Source organism: Streptoverticillium reticulum (assembly GCF_047456005.1).
GTDB lineage: Bacteria > Actinomycetota > Actinomycetes > Streptomycetales > Streptomycetaceae > Streptomyces > Streptomyces reticulum.
The window spans coordinates 1,601,803-1,624,480 of sequence record NZ_CP179755.1; the positions used below are offsets into that span (position 1 = coordinate 1,601,803).

At 73.1% G+C, this 22,678-nt stretch carries 4 protein-coding genes; all 4 read left to right on the forward strand.

Annotation, left to right across the window (positions count from 1 at the left end):
• Positions 1-152: 152 nt before the first annotated feature.
• The 4 genes from ACMATS_RS07420 to ACMATS_RS07435 are packed head-to-tail and all read left to right on the forward strand — an operon-like array spanning position 153 to position 22,666.
• The gene (locus ACMATS_RS07420) at positions 153-1,052 is read left to right on the forward strand and encodes an ACP S-malonyltransferase (protein WP_414167375.1); all 900 of its coding nucleotides are present in this window, start codon (positions 153-155) and stop codon (positions 1,050-1,052) included.
• Between the two features lie 7 nt (positions 1,053-1,059).
• Positions 1,060-1,344, forward strand: a complete 285-nt coding sequence (locus tag ACMATS_RS07425; RefSeq protein ID WP_414167376.1) for a phosphopantetheine-binding protein — start codon at positions 1,060-1,062, stop codon at positions 1,342-1,344.
• Positions 1,332-3,302 carry an asparagine synthase (glutamine-hydrolyzing) gene (gene asnB / locus ACMATS_RS07430; protein WP_414167377.1) on the forward strand — a complete coding sequence of 657 codons (1,971 nt, stop codon included), beginning with the start codon at positions 1,332-1,334 and terminating at the stop codon, positions 3,300-3,302. Before ACMATS_RS07425 ends, asnB begins: the two co-directional genes overlap by 13 nt.
• A complete protein-coding gene (locus ACMATS_RS07435; RefSeq protein ID WP_414167378.1) occupies positions 3,299-22,666 on the forward strand; it encodes an SDR family NAD(P)-dependent oxidoreductase in 19,368 nt (6,455 codons plus the stop codon). Before asnB ends, ACMATS_RS07435 begins: the two co-directional genes overlap by 4 nt.
• Positions 22,667-22,678: the final 12 nt, after the last annotated feature.

Below are 22,678 nucleotides of genomic sequence, written 5' to 3' on the forward strand. Positions count from 1 at the left end.
AGGCACCGCCAGCGTCCCGACCAGGCCACGGCAAGGACGGTGACGCACGATGAGGCCAACGTCCGGCCGGCGACCCCCCACCGCCGGCCGGACGCTGCGCCGGACCGGACCCCGGCGCAGACCGCACAGCAGACAGGGACCACCAAGCCCCCATGCCATTCGCGATTCTCTTTCCAGGACAGGGCGCACAATTCCGGGGAATGGGAGCCGACGTCTTCCACCGCTACCCCGGACTCACCCGCTTCGCCTGCGACCTCCTGGGCTACGACCTCGTCGCGCTGTGCCGCGACGACCCCGACGGCCTGCTCTCCCGCACGGAATACACCCAGCCCGCCCTCTACACCGTCAACGCCCTGCACACCTTCGAGCGTACGCACCGCGAGGACCGGCAGGCCGACTGCTGTCTCGGGCACAGCCTGGGCGAGTACAACGCCCTGCTGGCCGCGGGGGTATTCGACTTCGAGACGGGCCTGCGGCTCGTGCAGCGGCGCGGCGCGCTCATGGCCGCCGCGTCCGGCGGCGGCATGACCGCGGTCATGGACACCCCCGAGGAGCGCCTGCGGGAGATCCTCGCGCAGGACGGCGTCGAGGGGGTCGACGTGGCGGGTTACAACACCGACGCCCAGATCGTCGTCGCCGGCCCGTCCGGCGTGCTGCGGGACGCGCACGCGGCGCTGCAGCGCCGGGACGTGCGGTGCGTCCCGCTGCGCGTCAGCGCCCCGTTCCACTCGCGCTACATGGAGCCGGCCCGCGTCGCATTCGAGGAATTTCTCCGGCAGTTCACCTTCGCGGAGCCGGTGGTTCCGGTGATCGCCAACGTGACCGGGCGCCCTTACGAGAAGGGCGCGATCGTCCGGACGCTGAGCGAGCAGCTCGTCGCGCCGGTGCGCTGGACGGACAGCATTCGCGGTCTGCTCGCCCACGACACCCCGCTGGAATGCGAGGAAGTGGGCGGCAAGTCCCTGCTGCGCATGGTCGACGGCATCCGCGGCTCCTCCCCCGCTCCCTCCCCCACCCCCGCCTCCCCTCCCCCCGCTCGAAACAGGACGTGAACGACACGTGAACAGAACAGAGAAGATCCGGCAGTTCGTCGAGGACCGTTTCCTGGTCGAGTTCGGCGGCGACGTCACGGCCGACAGCGACCTCTTCAAGGCCGGGGTCATGGACTCCTTCGGCTACATCCAGCTCATGGGCTTCCTCGAGGACGAGTTCGGGATCGGCATTTCGGACGAGGACATGCTCACGAGCGTCCTCGTCTCGCTCGACGCGATCGACGGCTTCGTGGCCGGAAAGCTCGCCGGAAAGCTCTCCGAACGCCAAGGGGACACCGCATGTGCGGGATAGCCGGATTCGTCGCGCCGTCGCTCCAGGGCGGCGGCGCGGCGCCCGCGACCGTCACCGCGATGCTGGAGCGCATCCGCCACCGCGGGCCGGACGAGGCGGGCTACTACCTCGACGACGGCATCGCGATGGGCATGGTCCGGCTGGCGATCGTCGACCTCGCCTCGGGGCAGCAGCCGATGCCGGACCCCTCGGAGCGGTACTGGATCTGCTTCAACGGTGAGCTCTACAACCACCTCGAACTCCGCGCCGAACTGGAGCGGCTCGGCCGGACCTTCCGCACCCACTCGGACACCGAAGTGGTCCTGCAGTCCTGGATCGAATGGGGTCCGGCATGTCTGCCCCGTTTCAACGGCGCCTTCGCGTTCGCGATCCGGGACGCGGAGTCGGGCGAGCTCTTCCTGGCCCGCGACCGCTACGGCAAACGCCCCCTCTTCTATTCCGACCGCCCCGGCGCCTTCCTGTTCGCCTCGGAGATGAAGGCCTTCCACGCCTTCCCCGGTTTTCGTTTCGAGCTCGACCCCCGTGAGCTCGAAACGATCTACTCCGTGTGGACACCGCTGCCCGACCGCACCCCCTTCCGGGGAATCCGGCAGCTCCCGACGGGCAGCGTCCTCACCGTGCGCGGGGAGCACCGCGCCCTGCACGCCTACGAGGAACTCGGCGTCACCGCCGACCCGTTCACGGGAACGGAGGACGAGGCGGCGGCGTACGTCCGCGAGACGCTCCGCACGAGCGTCGAGCTGCGGCTGCGCAGCGACGTCGAGGTCGGCGTCTATCTGAGCGGCGGCCTCGACTCGTCCATCGTGACCCGGCTCGCGACGGACCTCTCGCCGTACGAGGTGCGCACGTTCTCGGTGGAGTTCGAGGACCGCACCTTCGACGAGTCGAGCAGCCAGCAGACCGTGGCCTCGCACCTGGGGACCCGCCACTCGTCCATCGCCGTGACGGCCGCCGACATCGCCGAGGCCTTCCCGTCCGCCGTCTACCACGCCGAAGTCCCGGCGTTCCGCACCGCATTCGTCCCCATGTATCTGCTGTCGCGCCACGTGCGCACGGCCGGTGTCAAGACGATCCTCAGCGGCGAGGGCGCCGACGAGGCGTTCCTCGGCTATTCGCTCTTCCGCGAGACGCTGCTGCGCGCGTCCTGGAACGAACTGCCGGACGAGGAGCGGAAGGCGAAGCTTGCCGCCCTCCACCCCGAGCTGGCGCATTTCGGCCCGGCCCATCAGAAGCACATGGCCGGGCTCTTCCAGCAGTTCTCCGCCGAGCAGTTGCCCGGCCTCTTCTCGCACGAGCTGCGCTACCAGAACGGCCGGTTCGCCGCCCGCCTGGTGAAGGACCGTGCCGAGCCCTTTGCGGACCTGCTCGACCTCGTCCGCACCACACCGGGCTACGCGGCGCTCTCCCCCGTCCAGAAGGCGCAGTGGCTGGAGTACAAGACCCTGCTCCCCGGCTATCTCCTCTCGACGCAGGGCGAACGCATGGGCCTCGCGCACGGCGTCGAGAACCGGTGCCCGTTCCTCGACCCGGCGGTGGTGCGGGCGGCCGCATCGGTGAATCTGCGGTTCGACGACGGATTCACCGAGAAGGAAATCCTCAAGAAGGCGTTCCGCGGCGAGCTGCCCGAGGTGAGCATCACCCGGCGCAAGCAGCCGTACAAGGCGCCGGGCAGCGCCGTGTTCAAGGCGCAGCGGCCCGGCTACCTGGAACTGCTGCTCTCCGACGCGGAGCTGAAGCAGCTCGACTGCATCGACCCGGTCTTCGCCCGCAAGCTCGTGGACAAGGTGATGTCCACCCCCGACGCGGAGATCAGCACCAAGGAGGACCAGGCGTTCGTCTACCTGCTGTCGACGGCCGTCCTCCACCGGCAATTCGTGATGAAGAGAGAAGACGTGACGGTCACCCCGTCGGACGCCGAGCTGAAACTGCACACGATCGCGGACAGGCGGGGCGCATGAGCACGAACGACGTCGCCATCATCGGCCTGGCCCTGAAATTCCCCGGCTCGGACACCCTTGAGGAGCTCCTGCGGCACCTCGTCGCCGGACGGTCGCTCATTTCCGAGGTGCCGGCCGAGCGCTGGTCGAAGGAACGCTGGTACGGCAGCCCGAAGGGCGGTGCCGAGAAGACCAGCAGCATCTGGGGCGGATTCGTCGAGCAGGCCGACTGCTTCGACGCCTCGTTCTTCGGCATCTCCCCGCGCGAGGCGGAGAGCATGGACCCGCAGCAGCGGTTCGCCCTCGAACTCGCCTGGAAGGCCATCGAAGACGCCGGATACCGCGCGAGCGCATTCGCGGGCACGAAGACCGGCGTCTTCATGGGCGTGTGCCACGCCGACTACGCGGAGCTCATGGAGCGCGAGGGCGTCAAGACCGACGTCTACTTCCCCACCGGCACCGCGTACTCCATCATCGCCAACCGCATTTCGTACGTCCTCGACCTCCAGGGGCCGAGCATCACCAACGACACGGCGTGCTCGTCCTCGCTCGTGTCGGTCTACGAGGCCGTCTCCGCGCTGCAGAACGGCGAATGCGGCCTCGCACTCGCCGGCGGCGTCAACCTGGCCTGGTCGCCTAAGCACTTCGTCGCCTTCAGCCAGGCGAGCATGCTCTCGCGCACCGGCCGCAGCCGCGCCTTCGACCAGAGCGCCGACGGCTACGTGCGCGGCGAGGGCGGCGCCGTACTGCTCCTGAAGCCGCTCGCGCGGGCGGTCGAGGACGGCGACCCGATCCACGCCGTCATCAAGGGCATCGCCACCAACCACGGCGGGAAGACCAGTTCGCTCACGGTCACCAACCCGGCGGCACAGTCCGACCTGATCCAGGGCCTCTACGACCGGGCGGGCATCCGCCCGGAGACGGTCTCGTACATCGAGGCGCACGGCCCGGGGACGCCCGTCGGCGACCCCATCGAGATCGTCGCGCTCAAGCGGGCGTTCGCGAACCTCCACGCGGCGCAGGGCACCGAGGCGGAGCCCGGCACCTGCGGCATCGGCTCGGTCAAGACCAACATCGGGCACCTCGAAGGGGCCGCGGGCGTCGCCGGGATGGCCAAGGTGATCGGCGCCCTGGCGACCGGGACGCTCCCCGCGACCGTCGGCTTCGAGGTGCAGAACAAGCTCATCAAGCTCGACGGCAGCCCCTTCCGCATCGTCGGCGACACCCGGCCCTGGCCCGCCGCGGCCGGCGGCGCCCCGCGCCGCGCGGGCGTGAGCTCGTTCGGCTTCGGCGGCACGAACGCCCACGTCGTGCTCGAAGAACACCGCACCGACGAAGCCGGTGAAGCCGCATCCGCCGCGGGCCCGCACATCGTCCCCCTCTCCGCCAAGACCCCCGAGCGGCTGCGCGCCGTCGCCCGCGCCCTCCTCGACCACCTCCGCGCGCCGGAGCCCGGCGACGAGGTCGCCGCCGCGCTGCGCCCGCCGCAGGCCCTCGCCGACATCGCGTACACCCTCCAGTCCGGCCGCGAACCGATGCCCGCCCGCGTGGCGTTCGTCGTCGCGGACACAGCCGAACTGCGCACGGCGCTCGCCTCGTTCGCGAACGGCACCCTCGACGACGGCAAGGCCCACGGCACAGCCGACGACACGGCCACCCGCTGGGCCGAGGGCGGCACCGTCGACTGGTCCGAACTCGGCGGCACCGGCCGCCGGTTGAGGCTCCCCACCTACCCGTTCGCGCGGGAGCGTCACTGGTTCAGGGTGCCGGAGACGACATCCGGACAGCAGGCCGTGCTGCACCCGCTCGTGCACCGCAACACCTCCGACCTCTCCGAGCAGCGCTACAGCTCGGTCTTCACCGGGGACGAGCCGTTCCTGGCCGCGCACCAGGTGCGCGGGGCCCGCGTGCTGCCCGCCGTGGCCTACGTGGAGATGACCCGCGCGGCAGTCGAGTACGCCACCGGCGGCGGAGCACCGCTGCGGCTCCGCGACATCGCATGGCTGCGGCCGCTCGTCGCGGGCGGCACGCCGGTCGACGTCCACGTGGGGCTCGTCCCCGGCGACGACGGCAGGATCGCGTTCGAGGTGTACTCCGGCCCGTCGGCCCACGATCCCGCGGCCGTGGTCCACAGCCAGGGCGCCGCCGAACTGTGCGCGCCCGAGGAGCCGGTGACGCTCGACCTCGACGCCCTGCGCGCCGCGTGCCCCGCGTCGCGTGCCGCCGAGGACGTCTACGCGGCCTTCCGCGCGCAGGGCCTGGAGTACGGGCCCGCCATGCGCGGCATGAGCGAAGTCCACCTGGGTTCCGGTGAGTTGCTCTCCCGGATCGTCCGCCCCGCGGAGGCCGGCGCGGACGAGGGTGTCGTGCTGCCGCCGAGCGTGCTGGACGCGGCCTTCCAGGCCTCGCTGGTCCTGATGGCGGAGACCGCGGACGCACCGGCCCGCGGTCCCGTCCTGCCGTTCGCGCTGGAGCAGGCCGACGTCCACGGCCCGTGCCCGTCCGAGACGTGGGCCTGGGTGCGGCGGCGCGAAGGCAGCGGCGTGCTCGACACGTTCGACATCGACCTGTGCGACGCCGACGGCGTCGTCGCCGTCCGGCTGCGCGGCCTCGTCCAGCGGGTAGTCGCCGAGAAGACCGGCCGCGTCGTCACCGCGACGAGCGGGTGGACCGATGCGCCCGTGGAGCAGGGCGCCGCGGCCACACTGCACGGCTTCGTCGCAGGCAAGGCGGCCGAACCCGCCGGTGGCATCACACTCACGCGCCTGCCCGACGTCACGCCCGACCGGCTCGCCGACGGCGTGGACGCCGTGCTGGGCGCCGTCTTCGCGCGGGTGAAGGAACTGCTGGCGTCCCGGCCGGGCATCGCGCAGCGCTGTGTCGTCCTCGTCGACGACCGGGTGCCCCGGCACGTCCACGCGCCGCTCACCGGTCTGTTCCGCACCGTCGCCCTGGAGAACCCGCTCGTCTCCGGCCGCGTGGTGCGCGTCCCGCAGCTCGGCACCGCAACGCCCCGGCAGCTCGCGGACGTTCTCCGCGCGGAGGCGGCCGACACGGCGCCCGACGCCGAGATCCGCTACGCGGCGGACGGCACGCGCCAGGCGTGGCGCCCCGCCGACATCACGCTCGGCGACGGCCCGGAGGTCCCGCCGCTGAAGGAGGGCGGCGTCTACTGGCTGACCGGCGGACTCGGCGGCCTGGGACGGCACTTCGCCCGTTACCTCGCACGCTGCGCCGGCACCACGGTCGTCCTGAGCGGCAGGACCGCCGACGAGGAGGCCCTGACCGCACTGCGCGAGGCCGGGGTCGACGCCCACTTCGTCCCCGCCGACGTCACCGACAAGCAGGACGTCGAGCGCGCCGTCCGCACGATCGTGCAGGAGCACGGCTCGCTCGACGGGATCGTCCACGCGGCAGGCGTGCTGCGCGACGCGTACGTCCTGCACAAGGACGCGGAAGACCTGCCCGCCGTGATGGCGCCGAAGGTGCGCGGCGTGCTCAACCTCGATGCGGCGACCCGCGATCTGGCGCTGGACTTCTTCGCCGTCTTCTCGTCCGTCGCGGGCGTCTACGGCAACTCCGGGCAGTCCGACTACGCAGCGGCCAACGCTTTCCTGGACGCCTTCGCCGCGCACCGGCAGACGCTGACGGACGTCGGCGAGCGGTCGGGCCGCACCGTCGCCGTCAGCTGGCCGCTGTGGGCGGACGGCGGGATGACGGCGGACGCCGTGACGCAGGAGGCGATGCGCCGGCAGCGCGGCTGGGAGCCCCTGCCGACGGAGCCCGGCCTGCGCGTGTTCGGCCACGCCCTGGGCGACGGACCCGGGCACGTCGTCGTGGCGTACGGGGCGGACGCGACGATGGCGCCCGAGGGGCGCGCCGTCGCCGCACCGGCACCGTCCGCCGCGACCGCGGTGGAGCCGGTCGCCGAGGGCGATCTGGCGGAGCGAACGGCCGTCTTCCTCAAGCGGCTTCTGGGCGAGGTGCTGCACCGCGACCCCGGGACGATCGACCCGGAGGTCAACCTCGTCGAGTACGGGATCGACTCGCTCAGCATCCTGGAGACCACCGGACGCCTGGAGGACGTCTTCGGACCGCTCTCGAAGACGATCTTCTTCGAGTACGTGAACATCGAGGGCGTGGCGGGGTACTTCGCCGAGGCGCACCGCGAGAAGCTCGAAGCCGTCCTCGCTGCGCGAGCAACCACGGACGGCCCGCAGTCGGTGCACCGCCCAGAGGCCCGGGGCGAAGCCGCGGGAACGCCGTCCGCGGGTGTGTCGCGGCCGGGCGCGCAGTTCCCCGCGCCCCTGACGGGGCGCCGCAGGATCCGCCGGACAGGCTCCAAGGCCCCGCAGGCCGAAGTGGCAGCCGCCCGCGACGACTACCACGACATCGCCGTCATCGGCATCTCCGGCCGCTACCCGGGCGCCGAGACGCTCGACGAGCTCTGGTCCGTCCTCGAAGAGGGCCGCCACAGCTTCGAGGAGGTCCCCCGCGACCGCTGGGACCACGACGCCCTCTACAGCCGCGACCGCGACGTCCTCGGCAAGAGCGTCATCCGCACGGGCACCTTCCTGCGCGGCATCGACGAGTTCGACCCCCGCTACTTCCACATCTCGAAGCGCGAGGCCGAGCGGATGTCGCCGGAGGTGCGGCTCTTCCTGCAGGCCGGCGTCGAGGCGCTGGAGGACGCGGGGTACTCGCGGGAGACGATCCAGCGGCAGTACCAGGGCGACGTGGGCGTGCTCGTCGGCACGATGAGCAACCACTACAACCTGTACGGCTTCCAGAACAACCTCACGCGCGGGGCCCCGGCGAGCGGCAGCTACACGGGGACGCTCCCCAACATGCTGTCGTACTTCTACGGGCTCACCGGCCCGTCGGTCTTCCTCGACACCATGTGCTCGGGATCGTCGACGTGCGTGCACCAGGCCGTGCAGATGCTGCGCAACCGCGAGTGCCGGATGGCGGTCGCCGGAGGCGCGAACCTCCTGCTGCACCCGTACAACCTCGTCTCGTCGTCGCAGGAGCACTTCACGACCGCGACCTCGGACGTGATCCGCAGCTTCGGCCTCGGCGCGGACGGCACGATCCTCGGCGAGGGCGTCGGCGCCGTCGTCCTCAAGCCGCTCGTCGAGGCCGAGCGCGACGGCGACCACGTGTACGCCGTCATCAAGGGCACCGCCCTGTCCAACGCCGGTGTGCGCAACGGGTTCACCGTCCCGAACCCGCACATGCAGGCGCGCGCCATCGAAAAGGCCATCGAGGACGCGGGCGTCGACCCGCGGACCATCACCTACGTGGAGGGCCACGGGTCGGGCACCTCGCTCGGCGACCCGATCGAGGTCAAGGCGCTCACCACCGCCTTCCGGAAGCACACGGACGCCACGCAGTTCTGCGCCCTCGGCTCGGTGAAGTCCAACATGGGCCACCTGCTGCACGCGGCCGGCATGGTCGGCCTCGCGAAGGTGCTCCTGCAGCTCCGCGAGGGCACCCTCGTGCCGTCGCTGCACAGCTCCGAGCTCAACCCCGACATCGACTTCGCCGCCACGCCCTTCCGGGTGCAGCGCGAACTCGCCCCGTGGGAGCCGGTGACCACGACCGAGGGCGGACGCACGGTCGTCCACCCCCGGCGCGCCGGCATCACCTCGATCGGTGCGGGCGGGATGAACTCGCACATCGTCCTGGAGGAGTACGTGCCCGCGAGCGGCGCCCCGCGCCGGGAGCACGACGGGCGCGCCGAGCTCTTCGTCTTCTCCGCGATGACCGACGAGGCCCTCGCCGCGTACCTCACCCGCTTCCGGGAGTACCTGGCCGGAGCCGACGAGGCCGACCTGCCCGCGATCGCCTTCACCCTGCGCGTGGGCAAGAACGAACTCCCGCGCCGCTGGGCCTTCTTCGCCCGGGACGCTCACGAGGCCGCCGCGGCGATCGGCCGCTACCTCGCGGGAGACCGCGACCTCGCCGCCGCCCTCGCGGGCGACGGCCCGGGGACGGCGACGGCGCGCGAGCTCGCCACCGCATGGGTGGGCGGCAAGCGCACCGACTGGGATCTGCTGGACGACTCCCGCCCGCAGCGGCGCGTGTCCCTCCCGGCCTACCCCTTCGAGCGGGTGCGCTGCTGGGTCGAGCAGGAGGACGGCGCGCCGTCCGTGCTCGCGCCGCTCGCCCTGCGCGACAAGGTCCACCCGCTGCTCGGCCGCAACGAGTCCGACGTCGACGGCCTGCGCTACGGCCTCGACGTCCACCTCGGCGACCTCGCCGACTACGGGCTGCGGCACGGCCGGACGCCCGGGATCGTCCCGACGTTCGCCGTCGACATGGCGTTCGCCGCGGCCCGGGTCTCGGGCTTCGCCGCCGACGCCGTGGTGAGCGGCCTGCGCCTGGCCGGCCCGACCGACTGGACGGGCACGGCGCGCCTGGTCACGACGTTCACCCCGGCAGGCCGGCAGTCGGCCTCCGGCGTCGTGTCGGCGGAGGACGCCTCGGGCGCACGCGTGCCGGTCGCGCAGTTCACCGTGCGTCCGGGGGACGGCCGGCCGGCGCCGGCTCACGAGCCGCTCTCCCTGGACACCGCGGTGCGCACCCTCGACAAGGCAGAGGTTCTGGCGGAACTGGCCGACAGCGGCACGGAGTACGAGCCGTTGTCCTCCGGCCTCACGGAGGCGTACCGGCTGCGGGACGGCCGGACCGTCCTCGGCGTCGCCGCGCCGGAACTCCAGCGCGACCACGCCCGGCGCAACGTCGCCCTCCCGCCGTTCGTCCTGGCCGCCGTCGCACAGGCGGTCCACCTCGCGGCGCAGGCCGCGCCGCGCCGGATCGACGAGGTGCGGCTGTACGGGGACGCCGCCGAAACCGCTTACGTACTCTGCGAGTTCGCCGCGGGGCGCATCCGGCTGCTGAGCCGGAGCGGGGCGGTCCTGGGCGAGTTCACCGGGGTGTACTGCGACGAAGGTGCGGCTGTGCCTGCGGTGGCCGAGCCCGTGCAGGCCCCGGCCGACAGCGTGCTCGCCTCCGTCGTCGACGAGCTGCGGGACATCGCGGCGGGCATCCTGAAGTTCGAGGCCGCCGAACTGGACGTGCACACGACGTTCGACGCCTTCGGTTTCGACTCGATCTCGCTGGTGTCGTTCGCCAAGCAGGTGCAGGAGCGGCTCGGCGCCGACCTGAGCCCGGCGGCGTTCTTCGACGTGAACACGCTCGATGCGCTGGGCCGGCACCTGGTTGCGGACCTGGGTGCGCAGATGTCGGCGCCCGCGGCCGAGGAGGCCGCCGCCCCGGTGGTTCCCGCCCCCGACGGCTCACCGGTGCGCATCGCCGTCATCGGTGCCGCGGGCCGCTTCCCCGGCGCGCCCGACCTGGCCGCGTACTGGGCGAACCTCGCCGACGGCAAGGACTCCGTCTCGGAGTTCCCCCTGCACCGCTACGACGCCGCCTACCGTGCCGCCGTCGAGGCGTCCGACTTCCCGCGCCACGCGGGCGTCCTGGACGACGTCGACGCCTTCGACGCGGGCTTCTTCCAGATCTTCCCGCGCGAGGCGGAGCTGATGGACCCGCAGCACCGCCTCGCCCTCGAAACGGTCTGGAACGCGCTGGAGGACAGCGCGTACCAGCCCGCGGACCTCCCGAAGAACACCGGCCTGTTCCTCGGCGTCTCGGGCACCGACTACGCCGGCCTCCTCACGGCGTACGGCACTCCGCCGGACGCGTTCACGTCGACGGGCAACGCGCACTCGATGCTCGTCAACCGCATCTCGTACGTGCTCGACGTGCGCGGCCCCAGCGAGCCGGTGGACACGGCCTGTTCGAGCTCGCTCGTCGCCGTGCACCGGGCCGTGGAGGCCATCCGCTCGGGGGCGTGCGACGTGGCGGTGGCGGGCGGGGTGAACCTGCTGCTGAGCGTCGACACGTTCGTCAGCGCGCACCGCGCCGGGATGCTCAGCCCGGACGGCCGCTGCAAGACCTTCTCCGCCGACGCGAACGGCTATGTGCGCGGCGAGGGCGTCGGCGCCGTCGTCCTCAAGCCGCTGGACGCGGCCGAGCGGGACGGCGACGCGATCCTGGGCGTCATCGTCGGCAGCGCCGAGAACCACGGCGGCCGGGCCAACTCCCTGACGGCGCCGAACGCGGACGCCCAGGCCGAGCTCGTCACGGCCGCGATGGGCGGCACGGACCCCGACACCATCGGCTACATCGAGGCCCACGGCACCGGGACCGCGCTCGGCGACCCGGTCGAGGTGCGCGCGCTGCAGACCGCGTTCCGGCGGCTGGGGAGCAGCAACCGCGGTGCCTGCGGACTGGGTTCGGTGAAGACGAACATCGGCCACCTGGAGGCCGCGGCGGGCATCGCCGGCTTCCTCAAGGTGCTCCTCGCGATGCAGCACGGCGTCCTCCCCGCGACGCAGCACTGCCGCGAGATCAACCCCCATATCCGGCTCGACGGAGGGCCTTTCCACATCGTGCGCGAGAACGAACCCTGGCAGCGCCTCCGCGGCCGCGACGGCGCCCTCGCACCACGGCGTGCGGGCGTGAGCAGCTTCGGCTTCGGCGGCGCGAACTGCCACGTCGTCGTCGAGGAGTACGCACCGGACGGCGACGTCCGTGACGACGCCCCCGCGCAGACCGCCGTCGTCATCCCGCTCTCGGCCCGCACGGGCGAGCAGCTGCGCGACCGGGCGGCTGGCCTGCTGCAGTATCTGGAGACGACGGAACGGCCGGCTGCGCTCGCCTCGATCGCCTGGACCCTGCAGGCGGGGCGCGCGCCGATGGCCGAGCGGGCCGGCTGGACCGTGGCCTCGCACGCCGAACTGGCCGACGGGCTGCGGGCGTTCCTCGCGGGTGATGGCGGCTGCGCCGCGGAGCCGGGGACGGTGCTCGCCCGCTGGCTCGCGGGGGACGTGCCCGACTGGCGTGCGCAGTACGGGGCGAGGACGCCGCGCCGTGCGCATCTGCCGGCGTACCCGTTCGCACGGGAGCGGTACTGGATTCCCGGGCGGGAAGCCGATGCTGCCGGTGCTGCGGATTCTGCGGATGCTGCAGTGCGCACGACACTCCTCACGCCCCGCTGGGCGGAGCAGCGGCCGGTGCGGACCGGGGTCGCGCGCCGTGTGGTGATCCTGTGCGGGGGCCTTGTGTCGGCGCAGGGTGCCATGGAAGGCGTTCGCTGTGTGTCGGTCGAGTCGCCCGGGCTGCGGACCGACAGCCGCTTCGCGGACGTCTCGCGCCAGGTCTTCGACATCGTCCGGGACCTCGTCGCGGAGACGCACGAGGGCAGGACGCTCGTGCAGGTGCTGACGGACGAGCCGGTCGACCTCGCGCTCGGCGGTCTGCTGCGGACGGCGGCGCTGGAGCACCCGTGGCTCACGGGTCAGGTCATCTTCCTTGAGGACGGAGCCCGTTCGGGCGAGGATGTCGCGGCGATCGCTGCGGAGAACGCGGCGGAGGACGGCCTCGTCCGCTACCGGGACGGCGTGCGCACCGTGTGCACCTGGGATACGGCGGCGCCGCAGCCGGGCGGTGCGGGCGTGCCGTGGCGGGACCGCGGCGTCTACCTGATCACGGGCGGGGCGGGCGGCATCGGTGCCGTCGTCGCGCGCCGGATCGCGCAGGACGTGGCCCGTCCGGTGCTCGTCCTCACCGGCCGGTCGGCACGGGACGCGCGCATCGACGCGCTCCTCGGCGAACTCCGGGCCGCGGGGGCGGACGCCCGTTACGAGCAGGCGGACGTCTCGCGCTGGGAAGAGGTGCGCTTCTTGGTGGCGCGAGTCCGGGAGGAAGCGGGCGACATCCACGGCGTCATCCACTCCGCCGGGGTGATCCGCGACGCGGTGCTGATGCGGAAGACGGCCGAGGAGTGGGAGGAGGTGCTGGCACCGAAGGTCGCCGGCCTGGTGAACCTGGACCGCGCGATCGGCAGCGCACCGCTCGGCTTCCTCATCGCCTTCTCCTCCGGCGCGGCCGTCACCGGGAATCCCGGCCAGGCGGACTACGCCACGGCCAACGCGTTCGTCGACGTCTTCGCGGCGGAGCGCGCTACGCGCGTCGCGGCCGGGGAGTGTTCGGGACGCACGCTGTCGGTCGCGTGGCCGCTGTGGAAGGACGGCGGGATGACGGTCGACGAGGCCGGCCTGGCCTATCTGCGGCAGAGCCGTGGTCTGACGCCGATGGAGTCGGCCGACGGCCTCAAGGCCCTGGCGGACGCGTGGTCGCTGGGCACGGACCGGGTGTGGGTCCAGCACGGGGAGACGTCAAAGGTGTCGGAGCCCGCCGCCCCATCCGGACGGCTGACCCGGGAGACCCTCCGCCTCCTCACGGCGCTGTACACGCGGGTCACCAAGCTCGCACCGGGCACGGTCGACGCGGACGAACAACTCGGCTCGGCGGGCCTCGACTCGATCACGGTGCTGCAGCTGAACAAGGAGCTGGCGACGGTGTTCGGGGGCGTGTCGAAGACGCTCTTCTACGAGTTCCCAACGCTGCGCGCGATCGCCAACCACCTGGCGGACCGGTACGCAACGGAGGCACGAGCCTGGACAGGAGTGGAGCCGGATCCGATCGCGCCCCGTCAGGGGCGCGGGGAACTGCGCGACCAGCCCGAGACGACCCGCAGCCGAACGACCGCACCCCCAGCGGAGCGCTCCGGCGAGCCCATCGCCGTCATCGGCATGAGCGGCCGCTACCCCGGCGCCCCGGACCTCGCCGCGTTCTGGGAGAACCTCAAGACCGGCCGCGACGGCATCCGCGAAGTCCCCGCCGACCGCTGGCCGCTCGACGGGTTCTTCGAACCCGACCGTTCCGCCGCCGTCGCCACCGGTCGCAGCTACAGCAAGTGGGGCGGATTCCTCGACGGGTTCGCCGACTTCGATCCGCTGTTCTTCCGGATCTCGCCGCGCGAGGCCTACGCCATGGACCCACAGGAGCGGCTCTTCCTGCAGGCGTCCTGGGAGGTGCTGGAGGATGCGGGGTACGCCCGCGCGGAGCTCGCGCGCCGGCACGGCCGGCGCGTCGGCGTCTTCGCCGGGGTGACCAAGTCCGGCCACGCGCGGCACGGCGCGGCCCGTCTGCCCTCCGGGGAGACGGTCGTGCCGGCCCTCTCCTTCGCCTCGCTCAGCGCCCGTACCTCGTACGTGCTGGACCTGCGCGGCCCGAGCCTGACGCTCGACACGATGTGCTCGGCGTCGCTCACCGCGATCCACGAGGCGTGCGAGCACCTGCGGCAGGGCGCGTGCGAGCTCGCCATCGCCGGTGGCGTCAACCTCTACCTGCACCAGCTGGACTACGTCGAGCTGTGCAGCTCGAACATGCTGGCAGCCGGCCCCGAATGCCGCAGCTTCGGCGACGGCGGCGACGGCTTCGTCCCCGGCGAGGGCGTCGGTGCCGTCCTGCTCAAGCCGCTGTCCCGCGCCCTCGCCGACGGTGACCGCGTGCTGGCGGTGATCCGCGGGACGAGCATCAACCACGGCGGCCGGTCCCACGGCTACACGGTGCCCAGTCCGGGCGCCCAGGCGGAGCTGATCCGCGACGCGCTGACCCGCGCAGGCGTCTCGGCGCGCGACGTCGGCTACGTCGAGGCGCACGGCACCGGCACCGAGCTCGGCGACCCGATCGAGGTGACGGGCCTGACCCAGGCCTTCGAACAGGACACGGCCGACCGGCAGTTCTGCGCGCTCGGGTCCGTGAAGTCGGCCATCGGGCACCTGGAGGCCGCCGCGGGCATCGCGGGCCTCACCAAGGTCGTCCTGCAGATGCAGCACCGGCAGCTCGCGCCGAGCCTGCACGCCGACACCCCCAACCCGAACATCGACTTCGCGCGCACCCCGTTCTTCGTACAGCGCGAGCTCGCACCATGGCAGCCGGAACGCGGGCCGCGCATCGCGTCGGTCTCGTCGTTCGGCGCGGGCGGCTCCAACGCCCACGTGATCCTGGAGGAGTACGACACGGCCCCCGCCGCCCCGGCCGACGGCGGCGAGCACCTCGTCGTCCTGTCGGCCCGGACACCGGAGCAGCTCCACGACGCGGCCGCACGGCTGGCCGACTTCCTGGAGCGGAACACCGACGTCGCCGTGGCCGACCTCGCCTTCACGCTCCAGACCGGGCGCGAGGCCATGAAGGAGCGCCTCGCCACCGTCGCGTCGTCCACCGACGGACTGCGGCGCACACTGAGCGCGTTCCTCGCCGAGGGCGACGGAGCGGCGGGCGTCCACCGCGGCACCGCGGGGCGCGCCCGCGGCATCCTCGCGGAGATCGCCGCCGACGAGGACCTCCAGGAGTTCCTCGTCGCGCGCTGGGGTCGGGCGGGCAAGCTCGGCCGGCTCGGCGCCCTCTGGGCCGACGGGGCGGACCTCGACTGGCACGCCCTGGACGCCGGGGCGCCGCGCCGCCGGATCGCCCTGCCCACGTACCCGTTCGCACGCGACCGCTACTGGATCGGCGACCTCGCCCCGGTCGCGGCCGGCACCACCACGTCCGCTCCGCCCGCCGCGGAGCCGGAGGAGACCATGAACGTCACGCCCGACGGGCAACTCCCCCGCCTCGTGCGGGAGAAGATCGCCAGGGCGCTCGCGATGCAGGAGCACGAGATCGACGGCGCGCTCGCCTTCGCGGACTACGGCCTGGACTCCATCCTCGCCGTCCGCGTCGTGCACGAGCTCAACGAGGCGCTGTCGCTCGACCTGTCGACGAGCGTCATCTACGACCACAGCACCGCCGACCGCCTCACCGCGCACGTCCTCGCGGAGCACCGCAAGGCCGTACCCGTCCCCGTACCGCACGTCACCCTGCAAGCCGCTCCGCGGAGCACCGGCACCGGCCGTACGCCCATCGCCGTCGTCGGGATGAGCGGCCGGTTCGCCGGTTCCGACTCGCTCGACGAGCTCTGGGACCATCTGGCGGCCGGTGACGACCTCGTCACCGAGGCCACCCGCTGGGACATCCGGGGCTCACGCTGCACGCGCGGTGCGTTCCTCGACGGGATCGACGAGTTCGACCCGCTGTTCTTCAACATCTCCGGTGTCGAGGCCGCCGTGATGGACCCGCAGCAGCGGCTGCTGCTGGAGGAGTCCTGGAAGGCGCTGGAGGACGCCGGGTACGCGGGCCGGCAGATGAACGAGCGCCGCTGCGGCGTCTACGTCGGCTGCTGGGACGGCGACTACCAGACCCTCGTCGGCGAGAACCCGCCCGCGCAGGCCTTCTGGGGCAACACGGCCTCCTTCGTCCCCAGCCGCATCTCGTACTTCCTCAACCTCAAGGGCCCCGCGATCGCGGTCGACACCTCGTGTTCGAGCTCGCTCGTCGCGATCGACCTGGCGTGCAAGGACCTGTGGGCGGGCGAGACGAGCATGGCCCTGGCGGGCGGCGTCTACGTGCAGAGCACCCCGCGGCTGTACGAGCTGGCCGGGCGCGCCGGGATGCTCTCGCCGACCGGGCGCTGCCACGCCTTCGACCACCGCGCCGACGGGTTCGTCCCCGGCGAGGCCGTCGGCGTCCTCGTCCTCAAGCGGCTGGAGGACGCCCTCGCCGACGGGGACCACGTCCACGGCGTGATCCACGGCTCCGGCGTCAACCACGACGGCGCGACGAACGGGATCACGGCGCCGAGTTCCGTGTCGCAGGAGAGCCTGCTGAGCGAGGTGTACGCGTCCTACGGCATCGACGTCGAGCAGATCCAGCTCGTCGAGGCGCACGGCACGGGCACGAAGCTCGGCGACCCGATCGAGTTCGAGGCGCTGACGCGCGCGTTCCGCAAGGGCACGGACCGGACCGGGTACTGCGCGCTGGGGTCGGTCAAGACGAACCTGGGCCACACCCAGCACGCGGCGGGCGTCGTCGGCATGATCAAGGTGCTGCTGGCGCTGAAGAACGAGCAGATCCCCGCGTCCCTGCACTTCGAGGCGGCCAACGAGGCCGTCGACCTGGCGGCGAGCCCGTTCTACCTGCCCACGCGCACCCGCAAGTGGGAGGCGCCCGGCGGCGGTCCGCGCCGCGGCGTGGTGAGCTCCTTCGGCGCGAGCGGCACGAACGCGCACTTCGTCATCGAGGAGGCCCCGGCCGCCCTGCGCGCCCGGACCCCGCGCAGCGCCCACCTGATCGTGCTGTCGGCGCACTCGCGCGAACAGCTCGCGCAGCAGGTGACGCGCCTGGCGGCGCACTGCCGCCGCGAACCGGCCCTGGACTGCGGCGACATCGCCTACACGCTCCTGGCCGGCCGGGAGCACTTCGCCCACCGCTTCGCGTGCGTCGTCCGCGACCGCGACGAGCTCCTGTCGGTCCTGGCCGAAGGCCTGGGCGGAGCACGGGCGTTCACCGGCCAGGCGATGCCCGCCGGCAGTGCCCCGTCCGCTGCCGAGGCCGTGCGCCGCTGCTCCCCCGCGTCGCCCGCGTACCGCGGCGACCTGGAGACGCTCGCCGGGCTTTACGTGCAGGGCGCCGCGCTCGACCACAACGCGCTGTTCGCACCGCGCGACCGCAACCGCGTCCCGCTGCCGGCGTACCCGTTCGCCCGCGAGAGCCACTGGGCCGCGCCGGCGCCGCCGCGTCGTGCGGCACGCCCCGTGTCCGCCCCGGAAGTCGGGGCCGCACCGCCGGCCGGTGGCACGCTGCAGACCCCCGTGACGCCGGCCGCCGACGAACCGGCCCTGCCGCACCGGGCAGCAACGTCCCAGTCTGCCCCGGCAGCTGCCGCCGCCCCGTCGCCCCGAGGCGCCCTGCAGGCTCCCGTGACGCACGCCTCCGGCGAACCCGCCCTGCGCGAGAGCCACGCGAGCACGCCGGCCCTGCCGCACCAGACGGCAACGTCCGCGTCTGCCCCGACCGTCCCCACGGCATGGCCGACCCGTGCCGCACTGCATGCACCCACGACGCTGACCGATGACGAGTCCGTCCTCCGAGACCACCTGGTGCACGGCCGCCGGGTCCTGCCCGGTGTCGCCCACCTGGAGATGGCCCGCGAGGCCGCGGCCCGCGCACTCGGTGCGGGTGCCGCGGAACCGCTCACGATGCGCAACGTCACCTGGGTGCGGCCGCTCGTGTGCGACGGCACGCCCGTCGAGGTGGACGTGCGGGTGAAGCCCGCGCCCGACGGCGGGGTCGCCTTCGAAGTGACCGCGGACGCCACGGTGTTCAGCGAGGGTCGGGTCGCCCGGTCCACCGCTCCGCGCCCGGCACCGGCCGACCTCGCGGCCCTGCGCGCGGCATGCCCGGCTCCCGTGTCCGCGGCCCGTATCGGCGAGGCGCTCGTGTCGATGGGCATCAGCCACGGCCCGGCGCTCCGCGCGATCGGCGAGGCCCACGCCGGGCCCGGCACCGTGCTCGCCCGGCTCGCCCTCCCGGCCGCGGCCGGGGGCGGTGCGGAGTACGTGCTGCACCCGGCGCTGATGGACTCGGCCATCCAGGCCTCCATGGCCCTGCACCTGGACGGCACTTCGGAGGACACCACGGTGCCCTTCGCCCTCGACCGGCTCGACCTCTTCGCCCCCTGCACGTCCTCGATGTGGGCCGTCGTCCGCACCGCGGACACCGGGCAGGCGGGCAGCACGGTCGAGCGGCTCGACATCGATCTCCTCGACGCGGACGGCGCGGTGTGCGTCCGCATGACCGGCTACGCCTCGCGCCGCTCCCCCGCGCCGGTGCCCGCGTACTTCGCGCCCGTGTGGGACGCGGTCCCGGCGGCCGAGGGCACTGTGCGCGTCCCGTCCCGGCAGGACCGCGTCCTGGTCGTCGGCGGAACGGACGCCCAGCGCGCGGCCGTTGCGCTCGACCACCCGGACTCCCGGGCGTGGCCCCTCGGGCCGGAGGCGCCGGTCGACGAGATCGCCCGCGCCCTGCAGGCCGCGGGCCCGCTCGACCACCTCGTGTGGATCGCCCCCGGCACGGCGCCGGAGCCGGGCGACGCGGCGGGCTTCGTCGCCGCGCAGGAGGAGGGCGTCATCGCGGCCTTCCGCATGATCAAGGCCCTGGTGCGGACGGGCCACGACGCCCGCCCGCTCGGCATCACCCTGGTCACGCGCCGCGCCCTCGCCACGCACGAGGGTGAGGACGTCCTGCCCGCCCACGCCGGGCTGCACGGCCTCTTCGGCTCCCTGGGCCGCGAATACACCCACTGGACCGTACGCCGCACCGACCTCGACGACACCGTCTGGCCCGCCGGCCTCACGGCCCTGCCCGCGCACTCCCACGGCGACACCTGGGCGCTCCGCTCGGGCCAGTGGCTCGGCCGCCGGCTCGCCCCGTGCGCCACGGGCCCCGCGCCCGCGGCCCCGTACCGCGAGGGCGGCGTCTACGTGGTGATCGGCGGCGCGGGCGGCCTGGGCACGGCCTGGACGCAGCACGTCGTCGAGCGCCACGGCGCCCGCGTCGTGTGGATCGGGCGCCGGGAGCACGATGCCTCCGTCGAGGCCCAGTTGCGTACCGTCCACGGCCGCGGCGAGGTCCACTACATATCGGCCGACGCCACCGACCCCGCGGCGCTGCGCCGCGCCCACGCCGAGGTCAAGAGCCGCTACGGGCGGATCGACGGCGTGATCCAGGCCGCGCTCGTGCTGCGCGACCAGACCCTGGCCGCGATGGACGAGGCCGCCTTCCGCGCGGCCCTGGCCGTCAAGGTCGACGCAAGTGCCGCCATGGCACAGGTGTTTGCGGACGAACCGCTCGACTTCGTCCTGTTCTTCTCCTCGCTCCAGTCGTTCAGCACGGCGGCCGGGCAGAGCAACTACGCCGCCGGGTGCACCTTCGCCGACTCCTACGCGCACCTGCTGTCCCGGCAGTGGGCCTGCCCGGTGAAGGTGATGAACTGGGGCTGGTGGGGCAGCATCGGCAGCGCGGCATCCGACTTCCACAAGCAGCACATGGCCCGCTGGGGTCTGCTGTCGATCGAGCCGCCGGAGGGCATGGCGGCCCTCGGCACGCTCCTCGGCGGCCCGCAGGCGCGGGCCGGGTTCGTCAGGGTGACCGGGCTCGACGCCCTCGAAGCGATCGACCCCGCGACGCGCGCGACGGTGTACGGGCGGGCTGCCGAGCGCCTTCCGGCCCACGCGGTCACCGCACGGGCCGCGGCGCCGGACGTGCGCGAGACGCTGCGGGCGATGGCCGAGTGGCGCTCGGCCGAACGCGACCCGATCCTCGCCCGGATGACCCGCGCCCATCTGCAGGCGCTCGGCGCCGACACTGTGGCGGCGCGCCAACGAGCCGGAATCCTCGACCGGTACACCACCTGGCTCGACCACGCACTGCGCATGGCCCCCGACTGCGCCCCGCCGCTCGACGTCGTCGCCCGCGAGTGGGACGAGCGCCGCGCGGCCTGGTCCGCCGACCCGGACAAGAAGGCCGAACTCGCGCTCGTCGACGCCACACTGCGCGCCCTGCCCGACATCCTGACCGGCCGCACGCGCCCGACGGACGTCATGTTCCCGCGCGGATCCGTCGAGCTCGTCGAGGGCTGCTACCGCAACAACCGGGTGGCCGACACCTACAACCGGGCCATGGCCGACGCCGCCGTCTCCGTCGTGACGGAGCGGCTGCGCCGCGAACCGGGCGCACGGCTGCGCATTCTGGAGATCGGCGCGGGCACGGGCGGCACGAGCGTGGGGATGTTCGCCGCGCTGCGCCCGTACCAGGAGCACATCGAGACCTACACGTACACGGACCTGTCGAAGGCGTTCCTCAACCGCGCACGGGCGGAGTTCGGTCCCGACGTGCCGTACCTGACGTGCACGCGCTTCGACGCGGAGCAGCCGCTCGCCGGCCAGGGCATCCCCGCGGGCAGCTTCGACCTCGTCATCGCCGCCAACGTCCTGCACGCCACCAGCGACACGCGCAACACACTGCGCAACGCGAAGGCGGCGCTGCGCGACGGGGGTTGGCTGCTGCTGAACGAGCTCGCTCAGTTCGACGTCTTCAGTCACCTCACGTTCGGCCTGCTCGAAGGCTGGTGGCTGTTCGAGGACGCGCCCCTGCGCATCCCGGGCTCGCCCGCGCTGTCGCCGGAGAGCTGGCGCGAGGTGCTGCACGGCGAGGGCTTCCCGTCGGTGGTGTTCCTGCTGCCGGAGGCGGATGCGCTGGGGCAGCGGATCATTGCGGCGGAGAGCGACGGGGTGGCGCGCCAGCGGGTCGCCCTGCGGGCGGCTGGGACGACGACGGCGCCGGCACCGACGACGGTGCCCGCACAGGCGCCCGCGCCCGTACCGGCTCCGGCTCCGGCTCCGGCTCCGGCTCCGGCTCCGCAGGCTTCCGAGCCTGCGCCCGTTCCGCAGCAGCCCGTCGCGGACCGCGGCGAGACGCTGACCGCGTACCTGCGCGAGAAGGCCGCAGAAACCCTCAGGATCCCCGCGGAGAAGATCGACCCGACGGTGTCGCTCTCGCAGTACGGCATGGACTCGATCCTCGTCCTGCAGCTCACCAACGCGCTCCGCGAGGACCTGGGCGAGGTGTCGTCCACGCTGCTCTTCGACGCGGAGTCGGTCGGGGCGCTGGCGGCGCACTTCCTCGCCGAGGGCGGTGAGCGCGTCGACGCGCTGATGTCCCATCTGCGGCCCGACGCCCCCGCCGCCCCGGCCCCCGAACCGGCGCCCGCGGCGGCAGGACTCGGCACGCTGTTCCGCACGGCGGCCCGGACGGGCAAACTGGAGCGGATCAGCACGCTGTTGGCCGCGGCCGCGGAACTCCGGCCGACGTACGCGGCCGGCGGCCCCGAGCCGGAGACCATGCGGCTCGCGGACGGCGCCCGTGACCTCCCGCTGGTCTGCGTGCCCTCGCTGATCGCACCCACCGGTGCGTACCAGTTCCTGAAGTTCGCCGCCGCACTGCGGGACCGACGCGAGGTGTGGACGGCCGCCCTGCCCGGCTACGGCACCGGCGAGCCGCTCCCCGAAACCCTGGAGGCGGCGGCCGACCGGCTGGCACGCACCCTGCAACAGCGGTTCACCGGGCGGAGGTTCACGCTCGCGGCCTACTCGTCGGGCGGCTGGATGGCCCACGAGACCGTCCGGAGGCTGGAGGCCCTGGGCACTCCGCCAGCCGCGCTGGTGCTGCTGGACTCCCCCGGGTCGACCGGCACGGCGATGTGCCGCGGCATGGCCACGATCACGCGTCGGCTCGTCGACCAGTTCCCGCAACTTCCCGTCGAGGACGACCAGTTGACAGCCATGGCCTGGTACGCGGAGCTGTTCGACGGGTGGCGGCCCGCCCCGGTGACCGCCCCGACCCTGTTCGTCGGGGCGCAGCAGGAGTGCCTGCAGGAGGTGCTCGGCGACGGCCTGCCGGACTGGCGGCCCGACTGGCACCTGCCGCACTCACGCCGGGAGGTCACCGGCAATCACTTCTCGATGCTCGAAGAGGACGCCGCCACCACCGCCGCAGCCGTCCACCAGTGGCTGACCGAGCACGTCGGTTGACCGAAACTCCGT